This is a genomic window from Pseudomonas atacamensis (assembly GCF_017167965.1).
Classification (GTDB): Bacteria; Pseudomonadota; Gammaproteobacteria; order Pseudomonadales; family Pseudomonadaceae; genus Aquipseudomonas; species Aquipseudomonas atacamensis.
Map to the genome: position 1 here is coordinate 4,983,642 of NZ_CP070503.1, position 13,168 is coordinate 4,996,809.

Sequence of the window (13,168 nt, forward strand, 5' to 3'; positions counted from 1 at the left end):
AGGACATGCCTGTGACTACGCATAACTTGAACACACCGCCGACCCTGTGGGAGCGAGCCTGCTCGCGAAAGGGCCAGCGCGGTTTGTCTGAAGTACCGAGTCGACTGCTTCGCGAGCAGGTCGGATCGCCGCACCGTCGCTCCCACATGGGATTGATGGTGTGCTCGCTGGCACTAGCAGTTTCTCTAGCCGGTTGCGCCGGGCTGCCCGATCAGCGTCTGGCCAACGAAGCGCTCAAGCGTGGCGACACCGCCACCGCTGCGCAGAACTACCAGCAACTGGCCGATCTGGGTTACAGCGAGGCGCAAGTCGGCCTGGCCGATATCCAGGTCGACAGCCGCGACCCGGCGCAGATGAAACAGGCCGAGGCGACTTACCGCGCAGCGGCCAGCGTGTCGCCGCGTGCCCAGGCACGTCTCGGTCGTCTGCTGGTGGCCAAGCCGGGCTCCACCGAAGCCGAGCACCACGAAGCCGAAACCCTGCTGAAAAAAGCCGCCGCCAATGGCGAAGGCAACACGTTGATCCCGCTGGCGATGCTGTACCTGCAATACCCGCACAGCTTCCCGAACATCAACGCCCAGCAGCAGATCGATCAGTGGCGCAAATCCGGTTACCCGGAAGCGGGTCTGGCGCAGGTGCTGCTGTATCGCACCCAAGGCACCTACGACCAGCATCTGGATGACGTGGAAAAAATCTGCAAGGCCGCGCTCAATACCACCGACATCTGCTACGTCGAACTGGCCACCGTCTACCAGAAACGTGGCCAGGCGGAGCAACAGGCCGAGCTGATCAAGCAGATGCAGGCCGGTTACAGCCGTGGCACCGTCACCGCGCAGCGTGTCGACTCCGTGGCCCGCGTGCTGGCCGATTCGACCCTGGGCGAGACTGACGAAAAAACCGCGCAGGCGCTGCTCGAGCCGATCGCTCCGGGCTACCCGGCATCGTGGGTCACCCTCGCCCAACTGCTTTACGACTTCCCCGAACTGGGCGACGTCGACCAGATGATGAAGTACCTGGACAACGGTCGCGCCGCCGACCAGCCGCGCGCCGAACTGCTGCTGGGCAAGGTCTACTACGAAGGCAAAATGGTCCCGGCTGACGCGAAAGTCGCCGAGGAACATTTCCAGAAAGCCGTCGGCCGCGAAGTCGCTGCCGATTACTACCTCGGCCAGATCTACCGTCGTGGCTACCTGGGCAAGGTCTACCCGCAGAAGGCTCTCGACCACCTGCTGACCGCTGCGCGCAACGGCCAGAACAGTGCCGACTTCGCCATCGCCCAGCTGTTCTCGCAAGGCAAGGGCACCAAGCCCGACCCGCTGAACGCCTACGTATTCAGCCAGTTGGCCAAGGCCCAGAACACCCCGCAAGCCGATGAACTGGCAGCGACCCTCGAGGCGCAACTGCCGCCCGAGCGCCTGCCCGAAGCCCGCCGCCTGTTGCAACAGGAACAGGCCAGCCGTGGCGCCCTGAACTCGAACACGCTGCAACTGCACGCCCTGCAAGAAGAAGACGGCGAGGAAAAACTATGAAGCTGAACCCATTCGTGAAGGCCGGTATTGGCCTCACCTTCGCGCTGCTCTGGTCTTGCCCGACACTGGCTGCGATGACTGAAACCAAGAACTTCGGTCTGGAAGTGAAACTCACCGGCCAGTCCGAAGACGACCGTGACCTCGGCACTGCCGGCGGCGGCGATGTCAACGGCGTGGGCCTCGACCTGCGTCCGTGGATCTACGGCGAAAGCGGCGCGTGGAGCGCCTATGCGATGGGTCAGGCGGTGACCTCGACCGACATCATCGAGACCGACACCCTGCAACAATCGGACGGCGAACAGGCCACCGACAGCGGTGATCGCGAAACCAAGAAAAACTACCTGGCGATGCGCGAATTCTGGGTCGGCTACAGCGGCTTCACGCCCTACCCTGGCGAGATTCTGAAGTTCGGTCGTCAGCGTCTGCGCAATGACGACGGCCAATGGCGCGACACCAACATCGAAGCGCTGAACTGGACCTTCGATACCACACTGCTGCGCGCCAATGCCGGTGTTGCCGAGCGTTTCAGCGAATACCGCACCGACTTGAAAGAGCTGGCACCGAAAGACAAGGATCGCCTGCACGCCTACGCCGACGCCGCTTACCAGTGGACGCCAGGGCAGTGGGTCGGCATTCGCGGCCACCACACTCACGATGACGGCAAACTCGATTACGCCGAGCCGGGCGTACCGCGCGACTCGCTGGACAAGACCGAGAACGGCGACATCAGCTGGATCGGCCTGACTGCCGACAGCGACGCCTACAACTGGCGCAACACCAACACCGTCAACTACTGGGGCAGCATCACCGGCATGAGCGGCGACCGCGACACGGTCAACGCGCTGAACGCCGATGGCACGCGCCCGACACAAGCCAAGCGCAGCGATGACATCAGCGGCTGGGCAGCCGACGTCGGCGTGCGTCTGCGCCTCGATCCGCAGTGGCAAGTCGGCGGTGCCTACGCCCGCGCCAGTGCCGATTACGAACAGAACGGTCTGGAGAGCAACCGCTCCAACTACACCGGTACCCGCTCGCGCGTGCACCGTTTCGGCGAAGCGTTCCGTGGCGAAATGAACAACATGCAGACCGCCACCCTGTTCGGTTCGTGGATGGTCAACGACGAGTACGACGCCAGCCTGATCTACCACAAGTTCTGGCGTGTCGACGGCAACAAGCCGGTCGGCAGCAACGGCATCAACGCGGTGGAAAACAACACCGACGACGTCACCGGCGCAATCCTCTCCAGCACATCCTTGCCGCTTGAAGATGGCAACAAGGACCTGGGTCAGGAAATGGACCTGGTCGTCACCAAGTACTTCAAGCAGGGCCTGTTGCCGGCGGCGTTGAGCCAGTCGATCGACGAGCCTTCGGCACTGGTGCGTTTCCGTGGCGGTGTGTTCAAACCGGGCGATGCCTATGGCAGCCAGGTTGATTCCTACATGCACCGCGCATTCATTGACGTGATCTGGCGCTTCTGATGCAAACCGCCAAGGGAGTGCCCGACATGATCAGCACCAGAACAGGCTCACTCAGCCTGCTGGCCGGCGCGATGCTGCTGGCCAGCGCCGGCGCCTTCGCCAATGTTGAACCGGCGAAACCTGCGACCGTGGCCAAAGAACTGCAACAGGCCAAGACCTACACCGTCAGCAGCGCGCCGACCGACGCACTGAAACTGGCCAAGCCGACACTGCCCGACCTGTCCGGCTTCACCGCCGAAGCCGCTGCGGCGAAGATCGTGCGCAGCAAGCCGGGCAAGATCAGCGTGCGCCGGATGATGCAGGAAAACGCTCTTAAGGACTTCATCGGCGGCGATAACAAGATGGCCGAATGGGTGGTGCGTCAGCACGGCATCCCGCAGGCGATCTTCATCGACGACGGCTACATGAACCTCAAGGATCTGGCGAAAAAACTGCCCAAGCAGTATTTCAGCGAGACCGCTCCGGGCGTGTACGTGGCCAAATTGCCGATCGTGGTCGGCGAGAAAGGCATCCTCGAAATCGACGGTCAGACCCAGGAACTGCGCCTGTCCCAAGAGGCCGGTTCGTTCCTGATCAATGACGGCAAACTGTTCGTGCGTGACACCAAAGTCACCGGCTGGCGCGAGAAGGAAAACGGCCCGGCGACCTTCCGTTCGCCGAAGGAATTCCGTCCGTTCCTGCTCTCCTGGGGCGGCACCGAGACCTACATCGTCAACAGCAAGATGGCCAGTTTCGGTTACGCCAACAGTAAGTCGTACGGGGTGAGTATTTCCCAGTACACGCCGAACATGGCCAAGGTCCTCAAGCGCCCGGAACCGACCGGCTGGATCGTCGGCTCCGAGTTCTCGGACATGTGGTACGGCTTCTACTGCTACGAAACCAGCGACTTTGTGGTCAAGGGCAACACCTACAAAGACAACATCGTCTACGGCATCGACCCGCATGACCGCTCGCACCGTCTGATCATTGCCGAGAACACCGTTCACGGCACGAAGAAGAAGCACGGGATCATTATTTCCCGTGAGGTCAACGACAGCTTCATCTTCAACAACAAGAGTTTCGACAACAAGTTGTCGGGCCTGGTGATCGACCGTAACAGCGTCAACAACATCATTGCCTACAACGAGATCTACAAGAACCACACCGACGGCATCACGCTCTACGAGTCTGCCGACAACCTGCTGTGGGGCAACAAGGTCATCAGCAATACCCGTCACGGCATTCGTATCCGTAACAGCGTGAACATCCGCCTCTACGAAAACGTTGCCATGACCAACGGCCTGACCGGTATCTACGGCCACATCAAGGACCTGACCGACACCGACCGTGACATCAAGCTCGACCCGTTCGACGCGCAGGTCTCGCTGATCGTCGTCGGCGGCGAGCTGGCAGCCAACGGCAGCGGCCCGCTGTCGATCGACTCGCCGCTGAGTGTCGAGCTGTATCGCGTGTCGATGCTGGCGCCGACCAAGTCCAGCGGGATCAGCTTCAACGGCATCCTCGGCGAGCGCCAGGATGAAATTCTCGATCTGTTGGTGCGCCAGCAGAAAGCCGTGCTGATCGACCCTGTCGAACGCCAGACCGAATTGCAGGACTGAGGATAATTTTTATGCACCCACACATGATCAAACTGCTCAGCCTCTCGGCCCTGACCCTCGGCATTCTCGCTGCCGGCAACGCCCGCGCCGACGCTGACGGCGCAAGCGTCACGCCACCGAAGTTCACCGCCGAACCGTGCTGCAACCTGTGCCCGGCGGCCCATGACGCGAAGAACTACACCACGCGTTATCAGCAGAACTTCACCACCCTGGTACAGGCCCAGGGCGACTGGCTGTTCCGAACCCAGGAAGACCTGCGCACCGAGTTCAACACCACGCCGGCCGGCTACAAGCGCCTGCAACAGTTGCACGATGCATTCAAGAGCAAAGGCGTTGAGCTGGTGATCGTCTACCAGCCGACCCGTGGCCTGGTGAACCGCAACAAGCTCAACCCGCAGGAAAAAGCCGCGTTCGATTACGAGAAAGCGCTGGGCAACTACAAGACCATGCTCGGCCGTTTCGCCAAGATGGGCTATGTGGTGCCGGACCTGTCGCCACTGACCAACGAATCGCTGCCGGACACCCTGCCCGCCCACGATTTCTACTTCCGTGGCGACCAGCACTGGACACCTTACGGTGCCCAGCGCACGGCAAAAATCGTCGCCGAAAAGGTCAAGCAGATCCCGGCCTTCGCCGACATTCCCAAGCGTGAATTCGAGACCAAGCGCTCTGGACGCATGGGCAAGACCGGCACTCTGCACAACATGGCCGGGCAACTGTGCGGCACCAGCTACGCGATCCAGTACATGGACCAGTTCACCACCGAGCCGAAAGGCGAGGCCGGTGACGGCGATCTGTTCGGCGATTCCGGCAATCCGCAGATCACCCTGGTCGGTACGTCGCACAGCGGCAAGAACTACAACTTCGCCGGTTTCCTTGAAGAAGCCATCGGCGCCGACATCCTTAACGTGGCCTTCCCCGGCGGCGGTTTCGAAGGTTCGATGCTGCAATACCTGGGCAGCGAGGAATTCCAGAAGACCCCGCCGAAGATTCTCATCTGGGAATTCTCGCCGCTGTATCGCCTCGACCAGGAAACCATCTATCGCCAGATGATGGCGCTGCTCGACAACGGTTGCGAAGGCAAGGACGCGCAGATGTCCGCCAGTGCCACGCTGAAGCCGGGCAGCAAGCAAGAACTGCTGGTCAACAGCAAGAACCTGAACCTGCAGAACGCCAACCATCAGGTCGACATCCGCTTCGCCGACACGTCGGTGAAAACCCTGCAAGCCACCCTCTGGTACATGAACGGTCGCCACGAGGACATCAAGATCGAGAAACCGGAAACCTCCGACACCGACGGTCGTTTCGCCTTTGAGCTGCGCACGGACGAAGACTGGGCCTCGCAAAACCTGCTGGCGGTCGAAGTCCAGGGTCCTGAAGCCGGACCTGACGCCGCGCCACAAAAAGTCGAAGCGAAAATCTGCAAACGCAACGTATTCCCGGGCGTCGGTCAACAGACCGCGCAGCTCGGGCAATGAGGTCTGCTATGCGAAATCCGAAACTGAAAAACCTGTTGGCACCGACACTTCTGAGCCTGGCGATGTTCGCCGGGGCAACTCAGGCTGCCGCGCCATTGCGTCCACCGCAGGGCTACTTCGCCCCGGTGGATAAATTCAAGACCGGCGACAAGAGCGATGGCTGCGACGCGATGCCGGCGCCGTACACCGGTCCGCTGCAATTTCGCAGCAAATACGAAGGTTCGGACAAGGCCCGCGCGACGCTGAACGTGCAGTCGGAAAAAGCCTTTCGCGACACCACCAAAGACATCACCACGCTGGAACGCGGCACCGCCAAGCGCGTCATGCAGTTCATGCGCGACGGTCGCCCGGAACAGCTCGAATGCACGCTCGACTGGCTGACCGCGTGGGCCAAGGCTGACGCGTTGATGTCCAAAGACTTCAACCACACCGGCAAGTCGATGCGCAAATGGGCGCTGGGCAGCATGGCCTCGTCGTACATTCGCCTGAAGTTTTCCGACTCGCATCCGCTGGCCCAGCATCAGCAGGAAGCGCAGTTGATCGAAGCCTGGTTCAGCAAAATGGCTGATCAGGTGGTCAGCGATTGGGACAACCTGCCGCTGGAAAAAACCAACAACCACTCGTACTGGGCCGCCTGGTCGGTGATGGCCACCGCCGTCGCCACCAACCGCCGCGACCTGTTCGACTGGGCCGTCAAGGAATACAAGGTCGGAGTCAATCAAGTCGATGCCGATGGCTTCCTGCCCAACGAGCTCAAGCGCCAGCAACGCGCCCTCGCCTATCACAACTACGCCCTGCCGCCGCTGGCGATGATCGCCAGTTTCGCTCAGGTCAACGGTGTCGATCTGCGTCAGGAAAACAACGGCGCGCTCAAGCGTCTCGGTGATCGGGTGTTGGCCGGCGTGAAGGACCCTGACGAGTTCGAAGAAAAGAACGGCAAAAAGCAGGACATGACCGACCTGAAAGAGGACATGAAATTCGCCTGGCTCGAACCCTTCTGCACGCTCTACACCTGTGCGCCGGATGTGATCGAGAAGAAGCGCGACATGCAACCGTTCAAGACCTTCCGTCTTGGCGGCGACCTGACCAAGGTCTACGACCCGTCGCATGAAAAGGGCAACAAGGGTTCGTAAGGCCAGACGCAAAACCTGTGGGAGCGAGCCTGCTCGCGAATGCGGTCTGACATTCAGAATGTGATGTCGACTGACACGACGCTTTCGCGAGCAGGCTCGCTCCCACGGGTGCCGGTGTCAGGTTTGAGATTTTTGAGTTGACCCTCCGGTTTTACGTGGGGGGTTTGGGGGGGCTTTGGCCCTTGACTGTTGGTTCAAACATGGAGAGATCGGGATGGTATTTTCATCCAACGTGTTCCTGTTTCTGTTCTTGCCGATCTTTCTCGGCTTGTACTACCTGAGCGGGCAACGCTATCGCAACCTGCTGCTGCTGATCGCCAGCTACGTGTTCTACGCCTGGTGGCGGGTGGACTTCCTCGCGCTGTTCGCAGCGGTCACGCTGTGGAACTACTGGATCGGCCTCAAGGTCGGTGCTGCCGGCGTGCGAACCAAACCGGCGCAGCGCTGGCTGCTGCTCGGCGTGGCCGTCGACCTGTGCATCCTCGGCTACTTCAAGTACGCCAACTTCGGCGTCGACAGCATCAACGAGATCATGACTTCGTTCGGTCTCGAACCGTTCATCCTCACCCACGTGCTGCTGCCGATCGGTATTTCGTTCTACATCTTCGAATCGATCAGCTACATCATCGACGTGTACCGTGGCGACACTCCGGCCACGCGCAACCTGATCGACTTCGCGGCATTCGTGGCGATCTTCCCGCACCTGATTGCCGGCCCGGTCCTGCGTTTCCGCGACCTCGCCGATCAGTTCAACAACCGCACGCACACCCTCGACAAGTTCTCCGAGGGCTGCACGCGGTTCATGCAGGGTTTCATCAAGAAGGTCTTCATCGCCGACACCCTCGCCGTGGTCGCCGACCATTGCTTCGCCCTGCAGAACCCGACCACGGGTGACGCCTGGCTCGGCGCACTGGCGTACACCGCACAGCTGTATTTCGATTTCTCCGGTTACAGCGACATGGCCATCGGTCTGGGCTTGATGATGGGTTTCCGCTTCATGGAAAACTTCAAACAGCCGTACATCAGCCAGTCGATCACCGAGTTCTGGCGCCGCTGGCACATCAGCCTCTCCACCTGGCTGCGTGACTATCTGTACATCACCCTCGGCGGTAACCGTAAAGGCACGCTGATGACCTATCGCAACCTGTTCCTGACCATGCTGCTCGGTGGTCTGTGGCACGGCGCGAACATCACTTACATCATCTGGGGCGCCTGGCACGGCATGTGGCTGGCGATCGAAAAAATGCTCGGCCTGAACACTTCGCCGCGCAGCCTCAACCCGATCCGCTGGGCACTGACTTTCCTGCTGGTAGTGATGGGCTGGGTGATCTTCCGTGCCGAGAACCTGCACGTTGCCGGGCGCATGTACGGCGCGATGTTCAGCTTCGGTGACTGGTCGCTGTCGGAACTCAATCAGGCCAGCCTCACCGGTCTGCAAGTGGCGACTCTGGTGGTGGCTTACGTGACCCTGGCGTTCTTCGGCCTGCGTGATCTGTACACCAATCAGCCGCCAGCCAAGACCAAACCGGAAGTCAACGTCGAGGCCGATGGTCCTGCCACGGCGACGCCGGGAATGATCAAGGCAGCACCTGGGGAAAATCCGGCGAGCATCCACGAACCTGGCTACACCGTCGGCGTCGAAGCCCAGGTGCAACCAGCTTACTGGACCGCCGATTGGTCGCGCTACGTGATGCGCGGGCTGATCCTGCTGCTGTTCATCGCCTCGATTCTCAAACTCTCGGCGCAAAGCTTCTCGCCGTTCCTTTACTTCCAGTTCTGAGGGATCTGACATGACCCGCTCATTACGCATCTTCTACATCGCCCTGTTCCTGGTGACGTTGTTGGTCCTCGGTCTGTGGTCGATTCGCAGCTTCTTCGGCTTCAGCACCAACGCCGACGCGACGGTGCTCAATGGCCGCTGGACCAAGGCGGTGGAAACCCACTACGACGATGAATTCCCGATCAAGCGTCTGGGCACCAACCTCTGGGCCGCGCTGGATTTCAAACTGTTCAACGAAGGTCGTCCGGGCGTCGTGCTCGGCCGCGACCAGTGGTTGTACAGCGATGAGGAATTCAACCCGATCGTCAACGAACAGCAGAACCTGCAAGGCAACTACGCGCTGGTCGAAGGCGTGCGCCAGACCCTGAAAGAGAAAGGCGTGAAACTGGTGATGGCGATCGTGCCGGCCAAGGTGCGTCTGTATCCGGAGCATCTGGATGAAGTGAAGCCTTCGAGCATTCACCAGAACCTGTATCAGGATTTCCACGCCCGTGTCGCGGCCGACAAGATCCTCGCCCCTGACCTGCTCGGCCCGCTGCAACAGGCCAAGCAGAACGGTCAGCAAGTGTTCCTGCGCACCGACACCCACTGGACGCCGGAAGGCGCCGAGATCGCCGCCAACACGTTGGCGAAAACCATTGCCGAGAAATTCCCGCTGAGCGGCGAGCCACAGCGCTTTGTCACCACGCCAGCAGAGAAGGTCACGCACAAGGGCGATCTGCGTCTGTTCCTGCCGCTCGATCCGCTGTTCGAAAACATGATGCCGGCGCCTGAGCCACTGCTCAAACGCAACACCGTTGCCGCCGAGCAGCCTGCCGGTGACGACGCCCTGTTCGCCAACAGCGAAGTACCGGTCGCGCTGATCGGCACCAGCTACAGCGCCAACCCCAACTGGAACTTCGTCGGTGCGCTCAAACAAGCGCTGCACAGCGACGTCGTCAACTACGCCGAAGACGGCCATGGCCCGATTCTGCCGATGCTCAGCTACCTGAAAAGCGATGACTTCAAGAACAGCCCGCCACAAGTGCTGATCTGGGAGTTTCCTGAACGATATCTGCCTGTGAACAACGAAATCGGCGACGCCGACCCGCAGTGGGTCGCAGAGCTCAAACAAGCCGGCGCCCGCCAACAAAACGTAGCCATCAACACTAAATCCGAGACGCCCGATCGGGCGCAAAACTGAAAGAGAGGTACACCATGACTTTCACTACTACTCCTCGTCGTCTCGCTAAAAGCTTCGCACTGGTTGCTGGCCTCAGCGTACTTTCCGTCCCAGCCTTCGCCGGTGGCGACGCCGCGCTGTACGGCCCGACCGCTCCGAAAGGCTCGACCTTCGTGCGTGTCTACAACGCCAGCAACGCTGAAGTCAGCGCCACTGTCGGCAGCACCAACCTGAGCGACATCGCGCCACTGGCCAGCAGCGACTTCAGCTTCATGCCGGGCGGCGATTACAGCGCCAAGGTTGGTAGCCAGACCCTGCCGGTCAAACTCGCTGGTGACCACTACTACACCCTGGTCAACAACGCTTCCGGCGCGCCACAACTGATCGAAGAGCCGCCGTTCAAGAACAAGCAGAAATCCCTGGTTCGTGTACAGAACCTCAGCGACAAACCGCTGACCCTGAAGACCGCCGACGGCAAGACCGAAGTGGTGCCGAACGTGGCAGCCAAGGGTCGTGGCGAACGTGAAATCAACCCGGTGAAAGTCAGCCTGGCGCTGTACGAAGGCGACAAGAAAGTCGGCGACGTGAAACCGGTCGCTCTGGAGCGTGGTGAGGCAGCCGTACTGTACGTCACCGGCAACGGCAGCAACCTGTCGCCAGTCTGGGTGAAACGCCCGGTGTCGACTCGCTAATCGCTCGAGCTATCAGCTACTAGCTTCAAGCTGCAAGTGAAGTGCTTCTAACTCACCACTTGCAGCTTGCAGCTCTCAACTGCATTTTATGGAGTAAACATTATGATTCCGGTGATCTTGTCAGGTGGTAGCGGTTCGCGTCTGTGGCCTCTTTCGCGTAAGCAGTTCCCCAAGCAATTCCTCGCCCTGACCGGCGAACACACACTGTTCCAGCAAACCCTCGAGCGTCTGGTGTTCGAAGGCATGGACACGCCAATCGTGGTCTGCAACAAAGAGCACCGTTTCATCGTCAACGAGCAACTGGCCGCGCGCAATCTGGAATGCCAGCGCATCCTGATGGAACCGTTCGGCCGCAACACGTCGCCGGCCGTAGCATTGACCGCGATGATGCTGGTCAATGAAGGCCGCGACGAACTGATGCTGGTGCTGCCGGCCGACCACGTGCTGGAAGACCAGAAAGCGCTGCAACGTGCGCTGGCCCTGGCGACTGTCGCAGCCGAGAACGGCGAGATGGTCCTGTTCGGCGTACCGGCGACCAAACCGGAAACCGGCTACGGCTACATCAAATCCACCGCTGATTCGCTGCTGCCCGAAGGCGTCAGCCGCGTCTCGCACTTCGTCGAAAAACCGGACGTCAAGCGCGCCACCGAGTACGTCGAATCCGGCGGTTACTACTGGAACAGCGGCATGTTCCTGTTCCGCGCCAGCCGCTTCCTCGAAGAACTGAAAAAGCACGATCCGGACATCTACGACACCTGCCTGCTGACCCTTGAGCGCAGCCAGCAAGACGCCGACACCATCACCTTCGACGAAGCCACCTTCGCCTGCTGCCCGGACAACTCCATCGACTACTCGGTGATGGAAAAAACCCAGCGCGCCTGCGTGGTGCCGCTGACCGCCGGCTGGAGCGATGTCGGCTGCTGGTCGTCGCTGTGGGAAGTCAACGAGAAAGACGCCAACGGCAACGTCAGCAAAGGCGACGTGGTCATCCAGGACAGCAAGAACTGCATGATCCACGGCAACGGCAAACTGGTCTCGGTGATCGGTCTGGAAAACATCGTCGTGGTCGAAACCAAGGACGCGATGATGATTGCCCACAAGGACAAGGTCCAGGGCGTCAAGCAGATGGTCAACACCCTCAATGCCCAGGGCCGCAGCGAAACCCAGAACCACTGCGAAGTCTATCGCCCGTGGGGCTCGTACGACTCGGTGGACATGGGCGGGCGTTTCCAGGTCAAGCACATCTCGGTCAAGCCGGGCGCGTGCCTGTCGCTGCAGATGCACCACCACCGCGCCGAACACTGGATCGTGGTCAGCGGCACCGCCGAAGTGACCTGCGACGAGAACGTGTTCCTGCTCACCGAAAACCAGTCGACCTACATCCCGATCGCCTCGGTGCATCGCCTGCGCAACCCGGGCAAGATCCCGCTGGAAATCATCGAAGTGCAGTCGGGTTCGTACTTGGGTGAAGACGATATCGAACGTTTCGAAGATATCTACGGCCGCTCCACCCCGATCGAACGCGGCGTGTCGGTGAAGACCATCGCGCAGTAATCGATCACTAAAACGAGAAGCCCTCGTCCAGCCCGTTGCGTTCCCTATCCGCAGCGGGCTGGGCGGGGGCTTTTTTTGTCCTGATTCTGTGTCGCCTGCAATGGCCTCTTCGCGAGCAGGCTCGCTCCCACAATTCAAATGCATATCTGTGGAAGCGAGCCTGCTCGCGAAGAGCCGGTCAGACGCTGCAAGTCCCGATGCCCATCGCCAACCTCCCCCACGCTTAGGTAGGATGCCTCTCTGTCTCTGCGAGGTTATCCGACATGTTCATCGGCATCCTGCTGGTCATCACCTGGCTGATCCTGCTGCTGCGCTATCCGGCCAAGGCCTTGCCGGTGTCGGTGGCCGCTGCCATCGGCCTCGGCTTCGTAGCTATGTGGGTGGTGTGGCTGGACAAACGCGAGATCAAGCAACTGGCGCGCCTGGAACTGCGCATTGCCTATGCTCCCGAACAATGTCCGTCCGACCGTCCACTGCAATTGAAAATCAACAACGGTAACGATGTGCCGCTGACCGAACTGCGTTGGCGCATCGCCGCGTACGCGCCGGGCGATACGGTCAATCTGGCCGACAATCAATACACCGCCCCGCGCTATCGCGGCCCCGGCGAACTGCAGGCCGGCGCCACCTGGGAAGATTGCTTGCCCTTGCCGCCACTGCGTCCCGGCTATCGCCCGCAAACCCTGGAGTTTCGCGCCGAGCATTTGCAGGGTAGTTTTGCCGACTGATCCCCTCCCCCGACTTTTTTGCACAAGGAATGCGCC

At 60.6% G+C, this 13,168-nt stretch carries 10 protein-coding genes; all 10 read left to right on the forward strand.

Annotated features, from left to right (window positions below):
- Nucleotides 1–5: 5 nt before the first annotated feature.
- The 10 genes from algK (at nt 6) to JWU58_RS22810 (ending at nt 13,132) form a co-directional block, all read left to right on the forward strand.
- On the forward strand, nt 6–1,529 hold the full coding sequence (gene algK, locus JWU58_RS22765) for an alginate biosynthesis TPR repeat lipoprotein AlgK (RefSeq protein ID WP_206421023.1): 1,524 nt from the start codon (nt 6–8) through the stop codon (nt 1,527–1,529).
- Nucleotides 1,526–3,007, forward strand: a complete 1,482-nt coding sequence (locus JWU58_RS22770) for an alginate export family protein (protein ID WP_076565962.1) — start codon at nt 1,526–1,528, stop codon at nt 3,005–3,007. Before algK ends, JWU58_RS22770 begins: the two co-directional genes overlap by 4 nt.
- Nucleotides 3,008–3,033: 26 nt before the next feature.
- Nucleotides 3,034–4,605, forward strand: coding sequence for a mannuronan 5-epimerase AlgG (gene algG / locus JWU58_RS22775; RefSeq protein ID WP_206421024.1), 1,572 nt, complete (start codon nt 3,034–3,036; stop codon nt 4,603–4,605).
- 11 nt (nt 4,606–4,616) lie between these two features.
- Nucleotides 4,617–6,083: an alginate O-acetyltransferase gene (locus JWU58_RS22780; protein WP_122751910.1), complete on the forward strand. Its 1,467-nt coding sequence runs from the start codon at nt 4,617–4,619 to the stop codon at nt 6,081–6,083.
- 8 nt (nt 6,084–6,091) lie between these two features.
- The gene (locus JWU58_RS22785) at nt 6,092–7,216 is read left to right on the forward strand and encodes a mannuronate-specific alginate lyase (RefSeq protein WP_016771602.1); all 1,125 of its coding nucleotides are present in this window, start codon (nt 6,092–6,094) and stop codon (nt 7,214–7,216) included.
- A gap of 214 nt (nt 7,217–7,430) precedes the next feature.
- A complete protein-coding gene (locus JWU58_RS22790; RefSeq protein WP_024011674.1) occupies nt 7,431–8,996 on the forward strand; it encodes an MBOAT family O-acyltransferase in 1,566 nt (521 codons plus the stop codon).
- Nucleotides 8,997–9,006: 10 nt separating this feature from the next.
- Nucleotides 9,007–10,179, forward strand: coding sequence for an alginate O-acetyltransferase (locus JWU58_RS22795; protein WP_016771604.1), 1,173 nt, complete (start codon nt 9,007–9,009; stop codon nt 10,177–10,179).
- A gap of 14 nt (nt 10,180–10,193) precedes the next feature.
- Entirely contained in the window at nt 10,194–10,850 is a 657-nt protein-coding gene (locus JWU58_RS22800; protein ID WP_016771605.1) for an alginate O-acetyltransferase AlgF, read from the forward strand.
- Nucleotides 10,851–10,952: 102 nt separating this feature from the next.
- Nucleotides 10,953–12,404, forward strand: a complete 1,452-nt coding sequence (locus JWU58_RS22805; RefSeq protein ID WP_024011673.1) for a mannose-1-phosphate guanylyltransferase/mannose-6-phosphate isomerase — start codon at nt 10,953–10,955, stop codon at nt 12,402–12,404.
- A 263-nt stretch (nt 12,405–12,667) separates the two neighbouring features.
- Nucleotides 12,668–13,132: a multidrug transporter gene (locus JWU58_RS22810; protein WP_206421025.1), complete on the forward strand. Its 465-nt coding sequence runs from the start codon at nt 12,668–12,670 to the stop codon at nt 13,130–13,132.
- Nucleotides 13,133–13,168 lie beyond the last annotated feature (36 nt).